General features: G+C 67.9%; 19 protein-coding genes, 1 tRNA gene and 1 pseudogene. 8 read left to right on the top strand and 13 right to left on the bottom strand.

All coding sequences use genetic code 11. The features are described from left to right. Positions 1-6: 6 nt before the first annotated feature. Positions 7-1,383 (bottom strand): pentapeptide repeat-containing protein, encoded by a 1,377-nt coding sequence (locus MKK54_RS20050; protein ID WP_244013498.1) that lies wholly within the window; start codon positions 1,381-1,383, stop codon positions 7-9. A 104-nt stretch (positions 1,384-1,487) separates the two neighbouring features. Between MKK54_RS20050 and MKK54_RS20045 the strand changes: the two genes are divergently transcribed. After that, positions 1,488-2,540 (top strand): endonuclease/exonuclease/phosphatase family protein, encoded by a 1,053-nt coding sequence (locus MKK54_RS20045; protein ID WP_244013495.1) that lies wholly within the window; start codon positions 1,488-1,490, stop codon positions 2,538-2,540. Between the two features lie 22 nt (positions 2,541-2,562). On the opposite strand, the gene MKK54_RS20040 is transcribed toward MKK54_RS20045, so the two are convergent. Together MKK54_RS20040 and MKK54_RS20035 are read right to left on the bottom strand one after the other, a co-directional pair. Next, complete coding sequence (locus tag MKK54_RS20040; protein ID WP_244013493.1) at positions 2,563-3,231, bottom strand: DUF1345 domain-containing protein; 669 nt, start codon at positions 3,229-3,231, stop codon at positions 2,563-2,565. 55 nt (positions 3,232-3,286) lie between these two features. After that, positions 3,287-3,727 (bottom strand): DUF393 domain-containing protein, encoded by a 441-nt coding sequence (locus tag MKK54_RS20035; protein ID WP_313898403.1) that lies wholly within the window; start codon positions 3,725-3,727, stop codon positions 3,287-3,289. Positions 3,728-3,966: 239 nt separating this feature from the next. On the opposite strand from MKK54_RS20035, the gene MKK54_RS20030 reads away from it, so the two are divergent. Next, positions 3,967-4,194: a hypothetical protein gene (locus MKK54_RS20030; RefSeq protein ID WP_244013491.1), complete on the top strand. Its 228-nt coding sequence runs from the start codon at positions 3,967-3,969 to the stop codon at positions 4,192-4,194. 96 nt (positions 4,195-4,290) lie between these two features. Here MKK54_RS20030 and eno read toward each other — a convergent pair whose 3' ends face one another. Together eno and MKK54_RS20020 are read right to left on the bottom strand one after the other, a co-directional pair. After that, complete coding sequence (gene eno, locus MKK54_RS20025; protein ID WP_244013488.1) at positions 4,291-5,580, bottom strand: phosphopyruvate hydratase; 1,290 nt, start codon at positions 5,578-5,580, stop codon at positions 4,291-4,293. A gap of 336 nt (positions 5,581-5,916) precedes the next feature. Next, positions 5,917-6,120 (bottom strand): hypothetical protein, encoded by a 204-nt coding sequence (locus tag MKK54_RS20020; RefSeq protein ID WP_056183260.1) that lies wholly within the window; start codon positions 6,118-6,120, stop codon positions 5,917-5,919. Between the two features lie 120 nt (positions 6,121-6,240). Between MKK54_RS20020 and queF the strand changes: the two genes are divergently transcribed. Beyond that, entirely contained in the window at positions 6,241-6,705 is a 465-nt protein-coding gene (gene queF, locus MKK54_RS20015) for a preQ(1) synthase (protein WP_244013486.1), read from the top strand. Between the two features lie 32 nt (positions 6,706-6,737). Here queF and MKK54_RS20010 read toward each other — a convergent pair whose 3' ends face one another. Further along, positions 6,738-7,256: a hypothetical protein gene (locus tag MKK54_RS20010; RefSeq protein WP_244013484.1), complete on the bottom strand. Its 519-nt coding sequence runs from the start codon at positions 7,254-7,256 to the stop codon at positions 6,738-6,740. A 703-nt stretch (positions 7,257-7,959) separates the two neighbouring features. Here MKK54_RS20010 and MKK54_RS20005 point away from each other — a divergent pair. The 3 genes from MKK54_RS20005 (at position 7,960) to MKK54_RS19995 (ending at position 10,639) form a co-directional block, all read left to right on the top strand. After that, a complete protein-coding gene (locus MKK54_RS20005; protein WP_244013481.1) occupies positions 7,960-9,771 on the top strand; it encodes a glycosyltransferase 61 family protein in 1,812 nt (603 codons plus the stop codon). Positions 9,772-10,080: 309 nt separating this feature from the next. Next, complete coding sequence (locus MKK54_RS20000) at positions 10,081-10,398, top strand: hypothetical protein (protein WP_244013479.1); 318 nt, start codon at positions 10,081-10,083, stop codon at positions 10,396-10,398. A 167-nt stretch (positions 10,399-10,565) separates the two neighbouring features. After that, positions 10,566-10,639, top strand: a tRNA-Gln gene (locus tag MKK54_RS19995). A gap of 445 nt (positions 10,640-11,084) precedes the next feature. Here MKK54_RS19995 and MKK54_RS19985 read toward each other — a convergent pair. The 3 genes from MKK54_RS19985 to MKK54_RS19975 are packed head-to-tail and all read right to left on the bottom strand — an operon-like array spanning position 11,085 to position 14,223. Beyond that, positions 11,085-11,927, bottom strand: a complete 843-nt coding sequence (locus MKK54_RS19985) for an ABC transporter ATP-binding protein (RefSeq protein ID WP_244013477.1) — start codon at positions 11,925-11,927, stop codon at positions 11,085-11,087. Continuing rightward, the gene (locus MKK54_RS19980) at positions 11,924-12,781 is read right to left on the bottom strand and encodes an ABC transporter permease (RefSeq protein WP_244013474.1); all 858 of its coding nucleotides are present in this window, start codon (positions 12,779-12,781) and stop codon (positions 11,924-11,926) included. Before MKK54_RS19980 ends, MKK54_RS19985 begins: the two co-directional genes overlap by 4 nt. Continuing rightward, on the bottom strand, positions 12,778-14,223 hold the full coding sequence (locus MKK54_RS19975) for an ABC transporter substrate-binding protein (protein WP_409564212.1): 1,446 nt from the start codon (positions 14,221-14,223) through the stop codon (positions 12,778-12,780). The genes MKK54_RS19980 and MKK54_RS19975 overlap by 4 nt, the downstream gene beginning before the upstream one ends. A gap of 342 nt (positions 14,224-14,565) precedes the next feature. Between MKK54_RS19975 and MKK54_RS19970 the strand changes: the two genes are divergently transcribed. Further along, a complete protein-coding gene (locus MKK54_RS19970; protein ID WP_244013470.1) occupies positions 14,566-15,330 on the top strand; it encodes a Crp/Fnr family transcriptional regulator in 765 nt (254 codons plus the stop codon). A gap of 34 nt (positions 15,331-15,364) precedes the next feature. Here the strand turns inward: MKK54_RS19970 and MKK54_RS19965 are convergent, their stop codons facing one another. The 4 genes from MKK54_RS19965 to MKK54_RS19950 are packed head-to-tail and all read right to left on the bottom strand — an operon-like array spanning position 15,365 to position 18,629. Further along, positions 15,365-16,324 carry a HEAT repeat domain-containing protein gene (locus MKK54_RS19965; RefSeq protein ID WP_244013468.1) on the bottom strand — a complete coding sequence of 320 codons (960 nt, stop codon included), beginning with the start codon at positions 16,322-16,324 and terminating at the stop codon, positions 15,365-15,367. Between the two features lie 5 nt (positions 16,325-16,329). Beyond that, on the bottom strand, positions 16,330-16,563 hold the full coding sequence (locus tag MKK54_RS19960; RefSeq protein ID WP_244013466.1) for a ferredoxin family protein: 234 nt from the start codon (positions 16,561-16,563) through the stop codon (positions 16,330-16,332). A gap of 15 nt (positions 16,564-16,578) precedes the next feature. Further along, positions 16,579-18,315: a fumarate reductase/succinate dehydrogenase flavoprotein subunit gene (locus MKK54_RS19955; protein ID WP_244013464.1), complete on the bottom strand. Its 1,737-nt coding sequence runs from the start codon at positions 18,313-18,315 to the stop codon at positions 16,579-16,581. A gap of 8 nt (positions 18,316-18,323) precedes the next feature. Beyond that, entirely contained in the window at positions 18,324-18,629 is a 306-nt protein-coding gene (locus MKK54_RS19950) for a gamma-butyrobetaine hydroxylase-like domain-containing protein (RefSeq protein ID WP_244013462.1), read from the bottom strand. Between the two features lie 886 nt (positions 18,630-19,515). Between MKK54_RS19950 and MKK54_RS19945 the strand changes: the two are divergent. Beyond that, positions 19,516-19,845 (top strand): annotated as a pseudogene (locus MKK54_RS19945) (hypothetical protein); the annotation flags it as partial.

Raw genomic sequence — 19,845 nt, 5'->3', positions numbered from 1 at the left:
GGCCGGTCAGCGCCGGAGGCGGTTGCCGAGGACGAAGCCGAACAGGCCCATCAGGATGATGCCCGCCGCCCCCTCGATGCCCACCAGCAGATTCGTCACCCGGCCCACGGGCTTCACGCCGATCTCGGGCGGGTTGGCGGTCATCATGTTGAGGGCGCTGTAGCTCACGAGATCGAGGGGGTTGTAGGTCGGACGCCCGTCGCCGCCTTCCGGGATCAGGCCGCCGGTGAGGCCGTAGAGCGCGGCGAACACGAAGATGAGAATGACGAAGGCGCGGGCGATGCGCGACAGGCTCTCGCCGTAATCGCAGAGCCACTCGACGAAGCGGTCGGCGACCCACTGGTATCCGTGCCGCGCCAGGTCCGGACCGGAGCGGGTCTCCCAGGCCGCGCGGGCCTGGGCACCGGCGTGGAACCGGCCCATCCGGCGCCCGCGCTTGTAGGCCCAGCTCGCCGCGTCCTGGCTGCCGATGCTCTTGAAGTTCTGTTCGAGGGCGAGGTAGCTCGCCTGGGCGGCGGGGTAGTCGCGGGCGACCTCTTCGCCGACCGCGCCGCCGAGCTGGTCGACCCGCATCCGGGTGCCGTTGAGCCAGGCCCCGGCGAAGCGCGCGTGGCGCAGGTCGCAGGTGGAAAGGTTGAGGCGCACGAGGCTGGTCTCGGAGAGGTCCGCCCGCGTCAGGATCGCTCCGTCGAGCTTGGCCCCGGTGAGGTTGGCGCCCTTCAGGCGCGAGCCGGACAGCTGCGCCTTCTTCAGGCTGGCGCCCTCGAAATCCGCGTAGGTCAGGTTGACCTCCACGAGCTTGGCCTCGTCGAGGCGGGCACCCCGGAAATGCGTGTAATCCGCGTCCGCGCCGGTGAAGTCCGCGCCCCAGAGGTCGGCCCCGTCGAAATTGGCCCCGTCGAGGAGGGCCCGGCGGAACTTGGCGAAGCGCATGGCGGCGCCCCCGAAATGCGCGTCCTCCAGCATCGCGTCGTCGAAGCTGGCCTCGCCACCGGCAATGCCCGAGAAGCGCGCGCCACTGAGATCGGCCTCGGAAAAGTCCGCCTCCTCCACGGTGGCGCCGGCAAAGCGCGCGGAGCGGCCGAGCACGCCCGCCAGCGTCGCGCCGGAGAGGTTGGCGCCCGCGAGATCCGCATCCTCCAGGTGCGCGCCGGTGAGGTCCGCGCCCGCGAGCGCGAGGCCGGCCTGCTTGGCATCCCACCAGACCGGGAGGTCCGCGCGATCGCCGAGCCGCGCCGTCAGGGCGTCGCGGCCGAGGGACAGGCCCCCGAGATCGCGCGCGTCGGCGTCGATCGTGAAGGGCGTGCCCGCGAGGGCTTCGAGGCGCGCCAGCAGCGCCTCGGTGCGGGCCTGCACGGCGACCTGATCCGCCTCAGGCTGCATGACGGACCTCCCCGCGTGTCGCGCGGGCACCATCGAGGGTGTCGGGCGTTGCGGAAGGCTCGGGCACGGCGTGCCGTCGGGAACAGGGGGAGCGGCGTGTGGCGGTGACGTGGGTGACGATCGGCCTGAAGACCACCGGGGCTCTCCTCGTGGTGGCGACCCTGCTGCCCTTCATACCCAGCAATTCCGGCTTCATCCGCACCTTCGACTTCCCGCGACTGCAGATTGCGGCCCTGATCGTGCCGGTGGCCCTGGGGCTGCTCATCGTCGCCCGCGACGCCACGGGACTCACGCTCGCGGCGGGCCTCGGCGCAGCCCTAGCCTACCAGGTGGCGTGCATCTACCCGTTCACGCGGCTGGTCTCGCCGCAGGCGGTCGCGGCCCGGCCCGGGGCCTGCCGTTCCGAGGCCGGCGTCTCCATCATGATCGCCAACGTGCTCGAGTCCAACCGCGCCTACGCCCCCCTCCTCGAACTCGTGGCGGCCGAGGATCCCGACCTGCTGCTGCTGGTCGAGACCGATGCCGGCTGGGCCGAGGCGCTGGAGCCCCTGCGGGCGCGCTATCCCCACGTGGTGGCCCAGCCGCAGGACAACACCTACGGGCTGATGTTCTACGCGAAGCTGCCGCTGACCGACCCGCAGGTGCGCTTCCTGTTGCAGGACGACGTCCCGTCCGTGCGGGCCGGCGTGACCCTGCGCTCGGGTCAGAGCTTCACCTTCTTCGGCGTGCATCCGCGCCCGCCCCATCCCGGACAGAGCAGCGCGCCGCGCGATGCCGAACTCGTGATGGTGGCGCGCGAGGTGAAGGCGGAGGGACGCCCGGCCGTGGTGGCGGGCGACCTCAACGACGTCGCCTGGTCGAAGACCAACGACCTGTTTCAGAGCATCAGCGGTCTTCTCGACCCGCGCATCGGGCGCGGCCTCTACCCGACCTTCAACGCCAAGTGGCCGCTGCTGCGCTGGCCCCTCGACCACATCTTCTTCAGCGACGATTTCCTGCTCGGACGCATCGAGCGGCTGCCCCACATCCAGTCGGACCACTTCCCGATCCTGATCCGTCTCTGCCGCACCGAGGCGGCGCCGCGCCTGCAGGAGGCCCCGGAGGCCACGGCGGAGGATCACCGGGACGCCCGCGAGGCGGTGGAGGCCGCGCGCTGACGCGCGTTCGGCCGCGCGCCGCTCAGTGCTGCGCGACGCTCGCCGCCATGTTGATCGCCAGCGCCAGCACGCTGGTGTTGAAGACATAGGCGTAGATCGTCTGCACCGTCGCGACGCGGCGCATCGCCTTGCTGGTGATGTCGGTGTCCGAGGTCTGCGACGTCGCCCCGATGGTCACGGAGAAGTAGAAGAAGTCCCAGAAATCCGGGTTCTCGTCGCCGTTGAAGTCGAGGCCGCCGCGCGCGGCATCCGCCTCGGTGCCGTAATAGAGGTGCGCGTAGTGCACCGTGAACACCACCTGCACGAAGAGCCAGGCGCAGATCATGGTCGCGGCGGCGAGCGCGAGGTGACTCAGGCGATCGGCCTCGCTGCCGTTGCCGCCGAGGACCAGCATCGCCACGGCGCCGCAGCTCGCGGCCGCCGCCAGGATCGCGAACAGCGAGACCGCGAAGGCGCTGTCGTCGAGGCGCGTGGCCTCGGCCCGAAGCGAATCCTGCGACTGCCCCGCCGCCTTGCCCACGATCAGCCCGCAATAGACCGGCACCCCGAGGCACCAGCCGATGAGGAGGCGCACCGAGAGGTCGGCGAAGGGCAGCACTAGGGCGAGGGCGAGGGTGAGCCCGACGCAGGCGAGGAGGCGCGGACGGAGCCAGAAGGCCTGGACCGGCAGGGTCCGGATCGGATTCAGCATGGCGGGGGCCTCGACCGGCTGGGAGCGTCGCCGGATCTCTGCGCGCCGAGGCGGCCTATCCGCAAGCCTTGTCGCAGCGTGCTCCACCGCTCGGCACGAGGCGGGCGATCCACGGCCGCCACGGCAGGAACAGCCGGTAGGCGGCCTCGCCGAGCCCGGTCACCCCGGGCAGCCCGGCGATGCGCGCGAGGATGCGCCAGCGCGGCAGCACGGCCCAGAGCGCGGCGAACCCCGCCGCGCCCGAGACCAGCGTCCCATCCGGCCGGCGCAGGTGGAATCGGGCACGGGCGGCGCTCCGCGTGAGGTCCGCCCCCGGATCGGCCGATCCCTCCGCGCCGACATCGATCCAGGCGATCCGCGCCGCACCGGCCGAGCGCCGGTAGAGGCGGATCTCCGCGGCGCAGAGAGGACAGGCGCCGTCGTAGTAGACGGTGAGATCGGGGTTCGCGGAGGTCGTCATTCCGATGAGATAGGGCGCGCGTCGGCGAACCATCATCCTGTGCCGTCCGGAGCCGCCGGAGAACGGAGCCGCGTGGGACCGGGCATGGTGAACCAGGCACGCCGAGCGGACCGACCGCGCAGGCACCCAGGCCGCACGGCTCCGACGCCGGATTTTGGAATTGATGAGATCGATATGGGGTATTGAAAACATCTGTTTGAATGATGGTGCGCTGCAAAACATATTCCGCTCATGCCGCGGGGCACGGGCCCCGAAACATCGAAGGAATCGCAGTCATGACCATGCGCACGCTCGTTCTCGCCGTCCTCGCCTCCGCAACGCTGACCGGCAGCGTCAAGGCGGATGACCGCACCTACCTCACGCCGCCGCTCTACCGGGAGCAGGCCCGCGCCACTGCCGCCGTGCGCCCGGCCTCCGAACTCACCACCACGCCGTCCCTGACGCCCCGTGGGGCTCCGAGCCGGCGCATCGTTGCCGGGACGATCGACCTGACGGTCCGTTAGGGCGTGCTCGCCGGGTCCGCGCCGACCACAACGGAAAACGGCCGCGAATCGCTTCGCGGCCGTTTTCCATCGATCGAGCGCGCGTCGCCGTTGGGCTCAGCGGCGGGCGAGCGCCTTGAGGGCGTTGCGTCCGGCATAGAGGGCCTGGGAGCCGAGGCCCTCCTCGATGCGGATCAGCTGGTTGTACTTGGCCAGTCTGTCGGAGCGGGCGAGGGAGCCGGTCTTGATCTGCCCGCAATTCGTCGCGACCGCCAGATCCGCGATTGTGGAATCCTCGGTCTCGCCGGAGCGATGGGACATCACGGCCGTGTAGCCGGCGCGCTGAGCCATATCGACGGCCGCCAGCGTCTCGGTGAGCGAGCCGATCTGGTTGACCTTCACCAGGATGGAATTGGCGGTCTGCTCGGCGATCCCGCGCGACAGGCGCGTCACGTTGGTGACGAAGAGGTCGTCGCCGACGAGCTGGCAGCGGTCGCCGACACGCTCGGTCAGGAGCTTCCAGCCCGCCCAGTCATCCTCGGACATGCCGTCCTCGATGGACAGGATCGGGTAGCTGTCCACGAGCTTGGCGAGGTAGCTGACCTGGGCCTCGATATCGCGGGTCTGGCCCTCTCCCTCGTACTGGTAGGCGCCGTCGTGGAAGAACTCGGTCGCCGCGCAATCCAGGGCCAGCACCATGTCGGTGCCGGGCTTGAAGCCGGCGGCCTGGATCGACTGCATCACGAAGTCGAGGGCGGCCTCGGCCGAGGGCAGGTTCGGGGCGAAACCGCCCTCGTCGCCCACGTTGGTGTTGTGGCCCGCCTTCTTGAGGGCCCCTTTCAGGGTGTGGAACACCTCGGCGCCCATGCGCACGGCCTCGGCGAGCGAGGAGGCGCCCACCGGCATGATCATGAATTCCTGGAAGTCGATCGGGTTGTCGGCATGCGCGCCGCCGTTGATGATGTTCATCATCGGCACCGGCAGTACGCGGCCTTGCGTGCCGCCGATGTAGCGGTAGAGCGGCAGGCCGGCGGTCTCGGCGGCCGCCTTGGCCACGGCGAGCGAGACGCCCAGGATGGCGTTGGCGCCGAGCCGGCTCTTGTTGGGGGTGCCGTCGAGTTCGATCATCGCCTCGTCGATGGCGATCTGGTCCTCGGCATCCATGCCCCCGATGGCGTCGAGGATGTCGGACTGCACGGCGTTGACCGCCTTGCGCACGCCCTTGCCGCCGTACCGGCCCTTGTCGCCGTCGCGCAGTTCCATCGCCTCGTGCGCGCCCGTGGAGGCGCCCGAGGGCACGGCGGCGCGGCCGAAGGAGCCGTCCTCGAGCAGCACGTCGACCTCGATGGTCGGGTTGCCCCGGCTGTCGAGGATCTCACGGGCGGCGATGTTGGTGATCGCGGTCATGGAAGCGCCTTTGCGGACGGTACGGCGGGTCGAGGCCTCGTGGCGCGAGGCCGGGTCCACGCCCGGAACGATGCCCGAATGGCATCACGCCGGGGGCGGACGATTCCGCCGAGGCTTATCCGTCAACGCTTCGCGTCCGGCAAGCGTCCTGTCACGCTCGGAACACCGACGAAGCCGACCGCAGGCCGGTAAGTCTGGTATTCCAGCACTCCGCCGATTCACCGTCCCAATGCCAAGACCGAATCATCGTCCTCGGACCGGATTCGCTCCCGTCCAGGTCGCGATCGGCGCAGCGCCCGAACCCGGCGGCGCGCTCGTGCGTCCGCGGAGGGCGCCTCAGCGGTCGCCGGCGCCGGACAGGAGGAGTTCGATCTGGGCCATGCCGTTCTCGCGCGCCTTGGCTTCGGTCGGGTGATTGCGGTCGGACCGCTGGATCAGCTTCCCCTTCCGGCGAATCGCCCACTGATATGGGCTGCCCGGGGCCTTGGGCGGCTGGATCTCCAGGGTGTAGGGATAGGTAGCCGTGTTTTCGTCGCTCATGGCCCCCATATGGCACGCGGTGTCCGCGTCGGCCACTCACCGTCGCCACTTGGGCGGCAATTTGATTGTTTTCGACGCCGGCCCCGTGATTTTCGATGCCGGTCCCGAGAGATTTGACGCATGACGCATCCGCCATCCGCGCCCGAGGGCCTGCAACTCGGACAGATGAGCCCCCTGCCCGACTCGCCGGGGGAAGCCCGGCTCGACCGGGTGCCGAACCCGCATCCGGGCACCGATTACCTCGCCCGTTTCACCGTGCCGGAATTCACCTCGCTGTGCCCGGTCACCGGACAGCCGGACTTCGCGATCCTGGTCATCGACTACGTGCCGGACCAGTGGCTCGTGGAATCGAAGTCGCTGAAGCTCTACCTCACGGCCTTCCGCAACCACGGGGCCTTCCACGAGGATTGCACGGTGGGCATCGGTCTGCGCCTGACCGAATTGCTGGCGCCGCGCTACCTGCGCATCGGCGGCTTCTGGTACCCGCGCGGCGGCATCCCGATCGACGTCTTCTGGCAGACCGGCGAGCCGCTGAAATCCGTCTGGCTGCCGGACCCCGGCGTGCCGCCCTACCGCGCGCGCTGACGTCCGGTCCATTTCCCTGCGGTTCGGACGGTCTACCGATCCTCGTGCAGCGCGCGCTGGACCTGCTCGATGAAGCGCTCCTGCGCCTCGGTCGGGCCTTGATGCACGGCCGCCACCGCCCCAAGCATCCGGGACAGGTCGTTCCGCTCGGCGCCGGTGAGGCGATCGCGCAGGAGCGGTGCCAGGACCCGGACGGCGGCATCCGCCTCGGGGGCCTGCTCGGCGGCATGGCGGATCACCGCCATCCGTGTGGCGAGATCGTCGCCCGGTTCCGTCACATCGCGCATCTGCGTCAGAACCTCGCTCTCCTGCTCGGGGGTCGGCAGCCCGCGCTGTCGCGCCACCAGCATCAGCAGCACGCCGGCCGCATCCGCCGGATGCCGGAGGGAGCGCAGCGGCGCCGCGCGGATCTGGAGTTCGCTGGCCCTGCGCCGCCGCCCGGCGCGCCAGTCACGCAGGGCGTGATCGAGATGCTCCAGACCGTTCCCGTACCGGACCCAGTAGATCAGCCCCGTGAGGAACGCCCCCGCCAGGGCAATCAGGATCGGCATCGAAGAAAGGCCCCGGAAGGTCGAAGGGGCACCTCATGCAATCCATGCGCGCATTTTGCAATCGAATCGCCCACAGGCCGTGCCTGGAACGGCGAAGGGCCGAGCGCCCTTCCCGGGTTCCGTCCGGTTCCGGAATTCTCCGCTTCGATCGGGCGGAGACGGTATCAAACCACCAGCTCCTTTTTCGTTCCGGGCTGCGGACCGGAGAAGCCTGATCGTAAGCGCACGATCAGCGCTTCTTATGGACGGCACGCATTCCGTCGAGCGCCGATCCGACCGCTCGGGCCGAGCCGTCGCGGCATGAGGCGATCCCACCCGGTGAGATCAGGGGCCACGAAGGGGAGAGCGGCTTGTATGCGGGGGCTCGGACTGCCCTTCCCGCTCATTGTCCGGACCGCCGGCAAACGACCGGGAGCGGTCCGGCCAGGAGGTCGGGACGCCGCGCCGCCGGTCCGGAGGCGCCGTCTCGCACGATCCTCCTCTCCTTCGTCCGGCAGGGATCCTGTTTCGATCAAAGGGCCACCGAACGCATGGTCACGACAAGGGTGAATTGACGTGACCCTCGCGTGGACACGGAGCCGAAGATTTCCCGGTTTCGAAATGTAAGACAATATCCCTACAGCAGGGCTGTTGTTGCAACGGGAATCTGGGATATAACGACCCCGAACGTTCATTCTACGTTCCATTTGAGCGGGGAACAAATTTGGCGCGGCTGGCGGATATGACCTTGCGGACCGAGCGATTGGTTCGCGCAACGCCTCATCACGTGGGAGCATCGCCGGCCGATCCGAGCGTTCTACAAGAAAGCAAGCTGACCGTCAGCGAGCTTCTGACATGTGTCTACGACGGCAACTTTTCGATTCAGCCGGACGGGACGCTCGTCGTCTCCGAGTCCCTGCTGGACGACACGTCGCTGACGGAGCAGAATCCCGAAATCAAGGTCGAAGCGCACGCCGCCGCGGTTCCGGACGGGTCGGAAACGATCTTGCCCGAAACGATCTGCATCCCGCTGTTTCGACCCGGATATAAGATCTACGGGCATTGGCTGATCGATATCCTGCCGCGCATCACGACGTTCAGGGACGCGTTCCCCGGCACGCCTTTTTCGCTTCTCGTTCTGGATTCGACCCCGGCCTGGGCGGATCGGCTGATCGACTTCTTCTTCGGTCAGGAGGCGCCGGTCATCAGGGTCGGGACGGATCGCTCCTACACAGGGCGCCTGTTTCTCTCATCGCCGTCACGACGTCACGACGCCCTGTCGGCCCGATCCGTCGCGCTCGCCCACGTCGCGGTGAACGTCGACAAGCCGAGTTCCGGCCATGAGAAGATCTACGTCGCGCGACGGGCCGAGCACGCATGGCGCGTGATGAAAAACAAGACGGATCTGGACTTGTTCTTGGATAGTCTCGGATTTCTTCGCGTTTATCCTGAGGATTATAGCATTGGCGAGCAGATCGGCATCTTCAGGGCCGCCAAGTACATTGTCGGAGAAGCGGGTTCAGGCCTGCACAACAGTATCTTCGCCAACGGCGACGCCGAATTCTTTGTCATCCAATCGGCCCAGCAACCGCATCTGATTCAATCCGGCCTCTGTCACCATCTCGGTCAGAGCGTCACCTATCTCTGGGCCACGGCGGAGAAGCCGGACTGGTTCGCTCCATTCAGCGTCGATCTGGAGACGCTCAGGACGGCGATGAGCCATTTTTTGCCTGAGCCTCAGTCGCCCGAGCCCGCGAAGCAAGAGACAGAAGAGGAAAAACCCGTGCTCTCATACAAAGACAAGGACTTGTCGTTCGGTCCGGTCCATTACATCGACTTCATGAAAAATCTGGATATCCATTCGAGCCCGAGGAACTATTTCGAGATCGGCACGGAAACAGGACGGTCAGCCGCCGCTTTCTCCTGCGCCACGGTCTGCGTCGACCCCAATTTCAAGATTTCCGTCGATGTCATCGGCGCCAAGGAGAGCGTTCAGTTCTTTCAAATGCCGTCCGACAAGTTCTTCGAGAAATTCGATTTGAACGAAATGACGGCTGGTGGTCCCGATCTGTGCTTCCTGGATGGCATGCATCGTTTCGAATACCTGTTGCGTGATTTCATCAATGTCGAGCAAGCTTGCCATAGCCGATCGACGGTGATGATCCACGATTGTTTTCCCCTGAACGAGCGCATGGCACGCCGGCAGCATGTCATCGGCGATGAGGACGAAAGCGAGGCCACCCGCTTTGGCTGGACGGGAGATGTCTGGAAAATCATTCCCATCCTGAAGAAGTACAGAAGCGACCTGTCGGTGCATATCGTCGATGCGCCTCCCTCCGGCCTGGTCATCATCAACAACCTGAATCCGGCCTCGACCGAGCTGTCGGACAACTATTTCAAGATCATTGAAGAGTTCCGGGCGGTTTCGCTGCAGGAATACGGACTGGAAAAACTCTGGAACCTATTCCCTTTCATCAACGCGCAGAAGTTGATCGAAAGCCCGGATGAAATCACCACCTTCTTCGCGCACGGTTGAGCCCGTCGAGAGGAGGACGAAAAGAAGACGGAACGCACGGTGTCTTCGTTTTCTGAAGCAAAGACGTTTCTTCGGGAGCGAAGACACATTCGCTGCGTTTCGAGAAAGAGCGTGGCCCGCGGTCGATTCCCCGGCTGCGGGCGCCGCGCCGCATAGGCCCTGCGAGACGTGCCGCGGCGGCCCGGATCGACGATCCGACCGGCTCCCCTCGCGGGTCTCGCGGGCCACCTCGAGCACGTCCGTCGTCGTCGTCGCACGGCCGCCGATGGCACCTCGCCGATGCGTGGTCCTTCGTCTATAGGATCGGCCATGGACAACATCATCCGCCCGACCTTCGGCGCTCCGCGTCGCCGGGAACAGCCCGATGCCCAGCGCGTCCAGGTTCTGACCCAGCGCGTCTACGGGGAGGCGAATGGCTGCCGCGTCTGCCTCGTCCACGACGAGGATGCCCCCGAGGGCGACGTCTACAAGGTGGTCGTGGGCTTCCTGACCGACGACGAAGTCAGCACCGTGGCGATCCTGCCGGCAACGCCGGAGGGAGAGACCGATTCCGAGATCGTGGCCCTCGCGATCCTGCGGACCCTCGGCATGATCGAGGCGCGCCCGGAAGCGCCCACCAGCGCCTGAAGGCCATCATGGGGCGCCTGCGCCGATCGCATGCCAACCGGACTTGCCTCCGCCCGGATTGCCATGCTATCGCCCCTGCACCGGAACGGACCGGGTCCGAAACGGTCGATGCAGAGCACCGGCCCATCGGAAACAACCGAATCCATCCTCGAGCCACGCGAGGATTTTGGGGGATAGTTTAACGGTAGAACAGTGGACTCTGACTCCTCTAGTCCAGGTTCGAATCCTGGTCCCCCAGCCACTGTCAGAACTAAACCTTTCCGTTCGTTGAGCCACTCCGCGGAGTGAGCCCGTTGCCATCATCCGCTGCTATGCGGGTCGCCTCTATGGGCGCCGATGGTACGGAGTCTGCACGTGCTCGCACGTAGTCCCGAAGCCGTAGCCGACGACATCGAAGCCTGGTTGCCGGGCCGGAGCGGCCGACGGCTTCAACCCGATACCCGACGTTCCGCCGGACGGCCTGGAGGCCTCCGTGGCGCCGATTCTCCAGAGGCGCGGCCTGTTCCGCACCGCCTCTGCGGGGACCACGCCGAGGAATCATCTGGGCCTCCCCCGGCCGGAAAGCCGCTTCGCGGACCGGCCCGCGCGATCCGGGTCTCCGCCTGAGCATACGCCGCCGGTCGCCCGCATGCGCGTCGCGACAGGGGGCCGCCGCACCATCCGCGTGGCCCATCGCGGTCACGCGCTCAGGCAGCCCCGTGGGGGCCGGGAACTCCGATGGGTGTCAGGCGCGGCAGGGGAATGCCGGAGGGCTCGGCGTGCAGGAGCGTCAGGCAATGCCGCTTGAGGGTTGTGAAGCGCGGATCCGCGATCAGGTCGCGCCGGCGCGGGCGCGCGAAGTCGATCGCAAGATCGTCGAGGATGCGCCCCGGACGCGGGGTCATTACGACGATGCGGTCGGCCAGGAAGAGCGCCTCGTCGATGTCGTGGGTGACGAAGAGGATCGTCGTCCGGTTCCGGCTCCAGACCTTGAGGAGGAGTTCCTGCATCGTCAGGCGCGTCTGTGCGTCGAGGGCGCCGAAGGGCTCGTCCATCAGGAGAACGCGGGGCCGATTGATCAGCGCGCGGGCGATCTCGACGCGCTGCTGCATGCCGCCCGACAGTTCCGCCGGATAATGATCCGCGAAGTCGGCGAGGCCGACCTGATCGAGGAAATCGCGCGCCGCGGCCAAGCGCTCGCCCTTCCCCACACCCTTCATCTTCGGGCCGAAGGCGACGTTGTCGAGGACGCTGCGCCAGGGAAACAGCGTGTGCTGCTGAAATACGATGCCCCGATCGGGATGCGGGCCGGCGATGTCCCGGCCATCGAGGCTGACGCGGCCGCGTTGCAGGGACAGGTGCCCGGCGACGGCTCCGAGCAACGTCGACTTTCCGCAGCCCGAGGGGCCGAGGAGGCAGACGAACTGTTCGGGCGCGATGTCGAGGTCGATGTCCTCGACGACGTCGAAGGCGGCCGAGCCCCGGCCGAGCCGGATCGCTCCGCCCTCCACGGCGACGCGGCCGCCGCTGGAACCTACAGACCTGCTCATCGCGCGCCTCCCGGGGCGGCCCAGGGGGTCAGCAGGGCGCCGACCCGGCGCACCAGCAGGCTGGAGCCCATCCCGAGCAGACCGATCAGCAGCATGCCGACGACGATGTCGTCGTAGTTCTGCAGCGTGTAGGATTCCCAGGTGAAGTAACCGATCCCGTACTGGCCGGAAATCATCTCGGCGGTCACGAGGCAGAACCACGCCGTGCCCATGCCGATGGCGGCCCCCGTGACGATGCTGGGCGTCGCGCCCGGCAGGATCACCTCGCGCAGGATCGCCGCCCGGCCTGCGCCCAGGCTGCGGGCGGAGGCCACGAGGCGCGGATTGACGGTCTCGACCCCGTGGACGGTGTTGAGGAGGATCGGAAACAGCGCGCCCGTGAAGGTGATGAACGCCATCGACAACTCGGAGGATGGAAACATCAGGATCGCCAGGGGAATCCAGGCGACGGCGGGGATCGGCCGCAGCACCTCCAGGGGCGGCAGCAGGAGGTCGCGAGCCAGGCGGAAACGGCCGATGGCGACACCGAGGCCGATTCCGGCTGCGAGGGCGGCGAGGAAACCTGACAGCACCCGCGCGAGGCTGGCGCCGAGATGGGGCCAGAGCGTCGGCGACTGGATCAGGGCGAGGGCCGCCCGCGCGGCATCGGCGGGGGTCGGCACGTTGCGGAAGCTGACCATGCCGAGATCGACCTTGCCGCTCGCGGCGAGATGCCAGGCGGCGAGGCTCGCGGCGAGGGAGGCCGCCCGCAGGAGGAGAGGCCGTCCGGGCAGGAGGCGCAGGAGCGCGAGACGCCCCGGAGCGCGCCCCCCTGCGCTCACCGGCGCGAGGGCGGCCGTCACGGCGGCGCTCATCGGGCGCTCACCTGCGTGCCCCCGGTGCGCGCCGATACGAAGTCGATGACCTCGCCGCCGTGCCTGGCCGCATGGGCCTCGGCGTCGCCCTTGAGCAGGAACGCATCGAGGTGCCTGTCCCGGTCGCGCACGAACCAGGCCTGCGTGGCGAGGAGCTTGATTCCCAAGCGGTGGTCCTGCGCGTAGAGGGCGCGCGCCGCGTGCCCCTCGCGCTCCAGCGCGGCGAGCCCCGCGAAGGCCGCTTCCGGCGAGGCGTAGTGCCGGACTTTCGGCTCACCCCGGACCCAGATCTCGGCCACGCGGCTGACATCGGTGATCGGCTGGCCGGTGCCCGCATCCGTCGCGACGAGGGGCGTCGGGGCGTAATCCTTGAGGCGGCCCTCGTAATCGAGGCCCGCCTGCGCGGAGGCCGCGCGGATGAAGCGGTCGTCGACGAAGCGGTCGAGGTCGATGTCGGAATCGGCCTTCTTGAGCAGCTTCAGGGTCTCGAAGGAGGTCTTCACCGCCTGCCGGTATTCGGGCTTCCAGGTCACGTCACGGGTCTGGAGCCCGAGGGGGCCGTGGAACAGGTAGGCGACCTCCGCCTCGATTCCCGTGACCTTCTCGATGAGCTCGGCGTATTTTTCGGGCTCGGCGGCGACGAGACGGTCCGCCTCGATGGCCGCGCGCAGATAGGCCGTGACGATCTCGGGGTACTTCTCGGCGTAGTCCGCATCCACCAGGGTGCCGTGGAAGGTGGGAGCGGCGGCCTGGGCGCCGTCGTAGATCTTGCGGGCGAAGCCCCGGAACGGGAAGAGGTCCGCGAAGGGCACGAAGTCGGCATGGGCGTCGATCTTGTTGGCGAGCAGCGCCGAGCCCGCCACTTCCGGCGCCTGGGTGATGATGGTCACGTCGCGCGCCGGGTCCCAGCCCTGCGCCTTCACCGCCCGGAGCAGCAGCCCGTGCGCGGTGGAGGCGAAGGGCACGGAGATGGTCTTGCCCTTCAGGTCGGCGAGCGACTGGACGGGCGAATCCTTCGGCACCACGATGCCGTTGCCGCTGCCCTGCACGCTGCCCGAGAGCACGCTGACGAAGAGGCTCCGGCGCCCCGCCTTGGCGAAGGCATAGCCGTTGAGCGAACCGGGAAAGTCGGCCATCGCTCCGAGGACGAGCTTGCCCGCGACCATCTCGTTGGTCAGGGGCGCACCGCTGGTGAAGTTGCGCCACGTGATGTCATAGGTCGCGTCCTTGTACTTGCCGTCATGCGGCAGGAACTTCTCGAGGAGCTTCAACTCGCGGATCAGCAGGCCGCCGGTGGCGCAGTTGATCGTGGTGTCCTGCGTGCCGATGGCGATCCGGATCGTCTCGGCCCGGGCCGCGCCGAGGACCGTCCCCGTGAGCAGGAGCGCCGCGACCGCGCGGGCGAGGGTGCGGGCAAGCGGACGAGATGGGATCACGGGCATGTCTCCTTCGGGCCAAGCGGATCGCCGCAACGCGGGTTCGGCGCCGGAAGCCGGACGGCGCACCGAGGTTTCGGCGATGGGCCCATTAAGGAGCGCCGTCACGCAATGCGGCGAGCAATTAATTTCATTTCCCGCTGAAGACCTCCGAAGGTTCGCAGACAAATTGCTGTCGAGGAAGTAAAGTCTCTCCATATTCGATCAAAGAGGAAATCGTCTTAGCGGCATGGCTGAATTTGGAATTGCTCCAGATGGCTCAGGCGGGATAATCGTGGCTTGGCGGAGCACGCCTCGCCGTGCGCGAAACGCGCGTATGCCTGCCCCTGTCGGAAGCGAGTTCCCCCTATGTCGTCGGCGACGCTCGCCCATCTCGAGTCCCGCAGGCCGGCGCCCCTGATCGCCAGCGCGCTCTTCCTCAGCGAGACCACGGACGGCCTCGACGATGGCGCGAGCTTCCTCGACGGATTGACCGCGGGGGAGATCGCCCGGGTTCGGGCGGCCGGCCGCACCGTGACGCTGGCTCCCGGCGAGACCGTGTTCACCCAAGGCGAGCCCCATACGGGCATCTTCCTCATCGAGGCGGGACGGGTGCGGGTGTTCTATTCCGGCCCGTCTGGCCGGCAGGTCACCCTCGCCTACTGGACGCCGGGCCATTTCATCGGCGGCCCAAGCATCTATGGCGGCGGCGCGCACCAATGGTCCGGCGTCGCGATCGAGCCGGTGCGGGTCACGGTGCTGTCGAGTGCGACCCTGCGCAGCCTGATCCGCCAGATGCCGGGCTTCGCCCTCTGCCTGATCGCGGCCCTGGAGGCCAAGGGCCGCTGCTACACGGCGATGGCGCAGATGCTCGGCACCCGCTCGGTGATCGAGCGCCTGGCGCAGTTGCTGCTCAACCTCGGCGATCTCTACGGGACGCCGGACCAGGGCGCCGTGGTGATCCATCGCCGCATCACTCACGACGAGATCGCCGCCCTGGTCGGCTCGACCCGGCAATGGGTGACGATGATGCTCAAGCGCTTCCAGCGCGAGGGGATCGTCGCGGTCGACAAGGCGCATATCCGCCTGCTGCGTCCGGGACGGCTGCAGGAGATCGTGCTGACCGAGGGCTGAGCGGCCGCCGGTTGCCTTGACGGTGGACGGTCTTTCACGCCGGCAGCCGGTCGAGCGCCCAGCGCGCGGTCTTGCGGACATCCGGGTCGGTATCGTCCGCGATCGCCGCGAGACCCGCGCGCGCCTGCGGAGCGGCGATCTCGCCCAGTGCGGCCGCAGCCTCCTTGCGCAGGGTCGGACGCGCGTCGGCCAGCACCAGCAGGAGGGCGGGGACGGCCTCGTGCGCCTTCAGCTGGCCCAAGCTGCGCAGAGCCTTCTGGCGCACCTGCCAGTACGGGTCGTCGAGGGCCACGATCAGGGCGGCGCTGCCCGTCCCTTGTCCGGCGCGACCCAGGGCATCCGCCGCGATCTCGCGCACGCCCCAATCGTCGTCGTGGAGGGCGTGGCCGATGGCCTCGCCGGCATGGCCATGCCGGGAGAAGGCCAGGGCCCCAACGGCCGCCCGCCGGACCTCGGCATCCGGATCGCGGGTGGCGCCGATGAGGGACGGCAGGGCTTCTTCGGACTTCAGGTAGGCGATCACACCAACGGCCTGAGCCCGCACCGCCGGCTCGGGATCACCGAGCGCACCGACAGCTGGCCCGAGGGAGGTCGCGAGGCGCAGGTTGCGCAGGCCGCGCAGGGCGGCGGCCCGCACGAAGGCATCCGCATGGGCAACGAGGGGAAGAATCGGGGCACCGGCGGCCGGGTCCTTCAACTCGGTCAGGCTCTCTGCCGCCGCCGCCGCTACGCCGGGATCGGCATCCGCCAGGGCGGCGCAGAGGGCTGCGGCGGTGCCGGGGCCGTCGAAGCCGCCGAGGGCTTCGGCCGCCTGGCGGCGCACGCCGGCATCCGGGTCGGCCACCGCGCCGCCGAGGTGCGGGATCGCCTCCGGGTCCGCCGTCTCGGCGAGTGCCAGGACCGCGACCCGGCGCACCGCCGCATCGGGATCGGCGAGGTCGAGGGCGAGATCGGCGACGTCGCCGAACGCCTCGAAGGGATCGGTCACGGCCATCGTGCTCACCGCAGGAGATAGGGAATCTGGACGCTGACGGCGCCCGTCGGGCAGTCCGTCTCGCAGGGCATGCAGTACCAGCACTCGTCGTACTTCATGTAGGCCTTGCCGGTGAGGTCGCTGATCCGCAGGACGTCGAGGGGGCAGACGTCGACGCAGACGGTGCAGCCCTTGTCGGCGATGCACTTGGCGTCGTCCACGGTGACGGGCACCGTGCTCGGGGTATGGGCGAGGGGCATCGCGATGGTCCTTGTTCAGGCCTGCCTGCGGACGCGCTGGCGGTCGTAGGCGCCGCGCTCGTCCTCGGCGATGGGCACGATGTAGGGGGTGACGGGGCGCTTCTCGCTGATCATGCGGCCCGCCTCCTTGCGCAGGATGGTGTGGCAGAACCAGTCGGAATCGTTCTTGGCCGGATGGTCCGTGCGGTTGTGATAGAGGCCCCAGCGGCTCTCGGTGCGGTAGAGCGAGGCGGCGGCCGCCATGTCGGCGCAGTCGAGGATCGAGGAGGCCTCCAGGGCCCGCATCAGCTCGTGGCTGTCGCGCGCCACCATGCGGGTCTCCAGGTCCTCGCGAACTTCCGCGAAGCGGCGCTGGCCGATCTCCATCTTGGCCGTCACCTTGGGTGGCTGCAGGTAGTCGTTCACGAAGCGCCGGGTCTTGTACTCGATCTGATTGGGTGGAATGCCGTCCTCGCGGCGGGTCGGGGCAAGGACCCGGTCAAGCTCGGCCGCGACGTCCTCCTGTGAGATCTCGGGCCAGTCGATCTCGCCCGCCCGGTCGACGGCGTGCTCGCCCGCGATGGCCCCGTTGGTGAAGGCGCCGAGCATGTAGCTGTGGGGGACGTTGGCCATGTCGCCGGCGGCGTAGAGTCCCGGCACGGTGGTGCGGGCGAATTCATCCACGAAGACGCCGGACGCGCTGTGCCCCGAGCAGAATCCGACCTCCGAGATGTGCATCTCGATCATCCGCTCGCGGTAGTTCGTGCCCCGGTTCTCGTGGAAGCGCCCGCGCGAGGGCCGCTCGACCTTGTGCAGGATGGTCTCGATCTCCGACACGGTGTCGGCGTGGAGATGGTCGAGCTTGAGGAAGACCGGACCCTTGCCGCTCTGCAATTCGTTGTAGAACTCCTGCATCATCTGGCCCGACCAGTAGTCGCATTCGATGAAGCGCTTGCCCGCGCTGTTGGCCGTGTAGGCGCCGAACGGACCCGCCACATAGGCGCAGGCCGGGCCGTTATAGTCCTTGATCAGCGGGTTGATCTGGTAGCATTCGAGGTTCGCGAGGCCGGCGCCCGCGTGATAGGCCATGCTGTAGCCGTCACCCGAATTGGTGGCGTTCTCGTAGGTGCCCCAGAGATAGCCCGATTGCGGCAGGCCGAGGCGACCGGCGGCACCCAGGCACAGGATCACCGCCTTGGCGCGGATCACCAGGAACTCGGCGGTGCGGGTGTTCACCGCGACCGCCCCCGCGATGGCGCCATCGGGGGCGTTGAGGAGGCGGGTCGCCATGAAGCGGTTCGAGATCAGTACCTGCGCCTTGCGCAGCTGCCGGTAGAGCGCCTTCTTCACCGTCTCGCCGTTGGGCATCGGCAGGACGTAGGTGCCGAGATGGTGCACCTTCTTGACGTCGTACTCGCCGTTGCCGTCGCGCTGGAAGCGGATGCCGAAGCGGTCGAGCTCCTGGATGATCTCGTAGCAGCGCTCCGCATATTTGTAGACCGGCGCCTGATCGCAGATGCCGTCGTTCGCGATGGTGATTTCCTTGGTGTACTGCTCCGGCGTCGCGTAACCCGGGATGACGGCGTTGTTCAGGCCGTCCATGCCCATACTGATCGCGCCCGAGCGCTTCACGTTGGCCTTTTCCAGGAGCACGACCCGGGCCGCCGGGTTGCGCAGCTTCGCCTTCAGGGCGGCCATGGGGCCGGCCGTGCCGCCGCCGATCACCAGCACGTCGCAGGCGACCTCGGAGGTCGCGTCGTGGATCTCGTCCATGGCCAACCTCAGAGGCGCGCGTCGGCGCGCTCGGCCAGCGCGCGCAGGTAGGGCCACGGGAAGATCCCCCGGTCGTGGCCGTCGGAGAACACGAGGTTCACCGCGTAGGCGCCGACGGCCCGGACATCGCGGATGGCGAGATCACCCGGCAGGGCCGGCGGGAGGGCATCGACGGCGGCCCGCACGGAATCGGCGCTGCGGCTCTCGGCGCGCAGGGTCGCGACCGGCAGGTGGGAGACGGTGCCGTCCGCCCAATGCACATCGAGGCGCCTGGCTTCGTCGGTCACCCTGATCTCGCGCGGGACGTCCAGCATCGCTTCCTCCTCGTCGGGCCGAAGACCCAACGAGGCCGGCGGCACCGGACGGTTAGAGCGGAGGCAGCGCCGGGTTGTTAAGAAACTAATTGCCTCGGCGGCGCACTGTTGATCGACGGATCGGACGAAGAAGCGGTTGGCCGGGCGCGGCGGGCCGTGGTGATCGCGCACGGTCGTCGAGGCGTGCCTTCCTGCCCCGGCCTTCCGCCTCGGTCTCGCCCAGGACCATGAAGGCGCCGCGGCGGTTCGATGATGTCGTCGCGACTACCCGGCAGGGGCGCCGGCATGATGTCGATGTCGTCGGCCCCGCCGGCGCGGAAGCGTTCCTCCATCGCGTCGACGATCTGCGCGGGTAGGCCGACGATCTGCGCGTGGCCCCGGGGTCCTGCGATCCGCGCGGGCCGGCGTGACCGCAGTGATGTATGAGAGCGCCTCACAAGCGCCCGACCATCCTTGGTTCTTGCTTCGGGCACCACGGCGCAGCAGACGTTTCGTGAGAGACGCGGGGCGCTGGCACAAGGAGCTTGGCGGCCCGACGTCGTATCAGATGAAACGGGTGAAGGATTTCGAGACGAAGAACCGACGCTTCAGGAGAGCCAGCATCGCTCGACACAGCGCAATGTGTCGCGCGGAAGCAGGACGACGAAGGAGCAAGGCCGGTTCCCCTCCTCGCGGCGGTGGAGCGATCTGGTCGCACCGGCTCTCGCACCGGCGGCGCTCCATCGCGCGATCCGGGCTGGTTGCTAAAGGAATATCTATTGCGGTAGAAATCCCGCTATTAGCGAAGGCGTTTTGTCATGTCACTGTAAATTTTGTGTTACCCAAAAATCTCAGCTTAGAGAACCCCATTCAATACGAATCTTTCGTACGGAAAGAAACTAACTCGATGCAAGATTTGCCAGGTAATGACGTTGCAGCTGAGGATTTCGATCCAGCTCTTTATCTGGCCGCCAATCTGGACGTCGCCGCGTCCGGCGTGGACCCGCTCGGGCATTACCTCGAGTTCGGTCGGGTGGAAGGGCGCCCGCTGCGGCCGCCCGAACCCGAGCCGGCTCCACTCGACTTCGATCCGGCACTCTATCTGGCCGCCAATCCGGACGTCGCCGCGTCCGGCCTGGACCCGCTCGGGCATTACCTCGAGTTCGGTCGGGTGGAAGGGCGGCCGCTGCGACCGCCCGAGCCCGAGCCGGTTTCCCCCGACTTCGATCCGGCCTTC

The organism is Methylobacterium sp. J-068, from assembly GCF_022829445.1.
Taxonomy (GTDB): Bacteria; Pseudomonadota; Alphaproteobacteria; order Rhizobiales; family Beijerinckiaceae; genus Methylobacterium.
Note: the sequence above shows the minus strand (reverse complement) of the source record. Positions and strands in the feature narration are given on the sequence as shown.

Bases quoted from the DNA above. Each gene is read 5' to 3' on its own strand.
- MKK54_RS20035 (WP_313898403.1), bottom strand. From the start codon at position 3,727: ATGATGGTTCGCCGACGCGCGCCCTATCTCATCGGAATGACGACCTCC.
- MKK54_RS19970 (WP_244013470.1), top strand. From the start codon at position 14,566: ATGTCGTCGGCGACGCTCGCCCATCTCGAGTCCCGCAGGCCGGCGCCC.
- MKK54_RS19980 (WP_244013474.1), bottom strand. From the start codon at position 12,781: ATGAGCGCCGCCGTGACGGCCGCCCTCGCGCCGGTGAGCGCAGGGGGG.
- eno (WP_244013488.1), bottom strand. From the start codon at position 5,580: ATGACCGCGATCACCAACATCGCCGCCCGTGAGATCCTCGACAGCCGG.
- MKK54_RS20000 (WP_244013479.1), top strand. From the start codon at position 10,081: ATGGACAACATCATCCGCCCGACCTTCGGCGCTCCGCGTCGCCGGGAA.
- queF (WP_244013486.1), top strand. From the start codon at position 6,241: ATGACGCATCCGCCATCCGCGCCCGAGGGCCTGCAACTCGGACAGATG.
- MKK54_RS19965 (WP_244013468.1), bottom strand. From the start codon at position 16,324: ATGGCCGTGACCGATCCCTTCGAGGCGTTCGGCGACGTCGCCGATCTC.
- MKK54_RS19950 (WP_244013462.1), bottom strand. From the start codon at position 18,629: ATGCTGGACGTCCCGCGCGAGATCAGGGTGACCGACGAAGCCAGGCGC.
- MKK54_RS20030 (WP_244013491.1), top strand. From the start codon at position 3,967: ATGACCATGCGCACGCTCGTTCTCGCCGTCCTCGCCTCCGCAACGCTG.
- MKK54_RS19975 (WP_409564212.1), bottom strand. From the start codon at position 14,223: ATGCCCGTGATCCCATCTCGTCCGCTTGCCCGCACCCTCGCCCGCGCG.
- MKK54_RS20040 (WP_244013493.1), bottom strand. From the start codon at position 3,231: ATGCTGAATCCGATCCGGACCCTGCCGGTCCAGGCCTTCTGGCTCCGT.
- MKK54_RS19985 (WP_244013477.1), bottom strand. From the start codon at position 11,927: ATGAGCAGGTCTGTAGGTTCCAGCGGCGGCCGCGTCGCCGTGGAGGGC.
- MKK54_RS20020 (WP_056183260.1), bottom strand. From the start codon at position 6,120: ATGAGCGACGAAAACACGGCTACCTATCCCTACACCCTGGAGATCCAG.
- MKK54_RS20050 (WP_244013498.1), bottom strand. From the start codon at position 1,383: ATGCAGCCTGAGGCGGATCAGGTCGCCGTGCAGGCCCGCACCGAGGCG.
- MKK54_RS19960 (WP_244013466.1), bottom strand. From the start codon at position 16,563: ATGCCCCTCGCCCATACCCCGAGCACGGTGCCCGTCACCGTGGACGAC.
- MKK54_RS19955 (WP_244013464.1), bottom strand. From the start codon at position 18,315: ATGGACGAGATCCACGACGCGACCTCCGAGGTCGCCTGCGACGTGCTG.
- MKK54_RS20010 (WP_244013484.1), bottom strand. From the start codon at position 7,256: ATGCCGATCCTGATTGCCCTGGCGGGGGCGTTCCTCACGGGGCTGATC.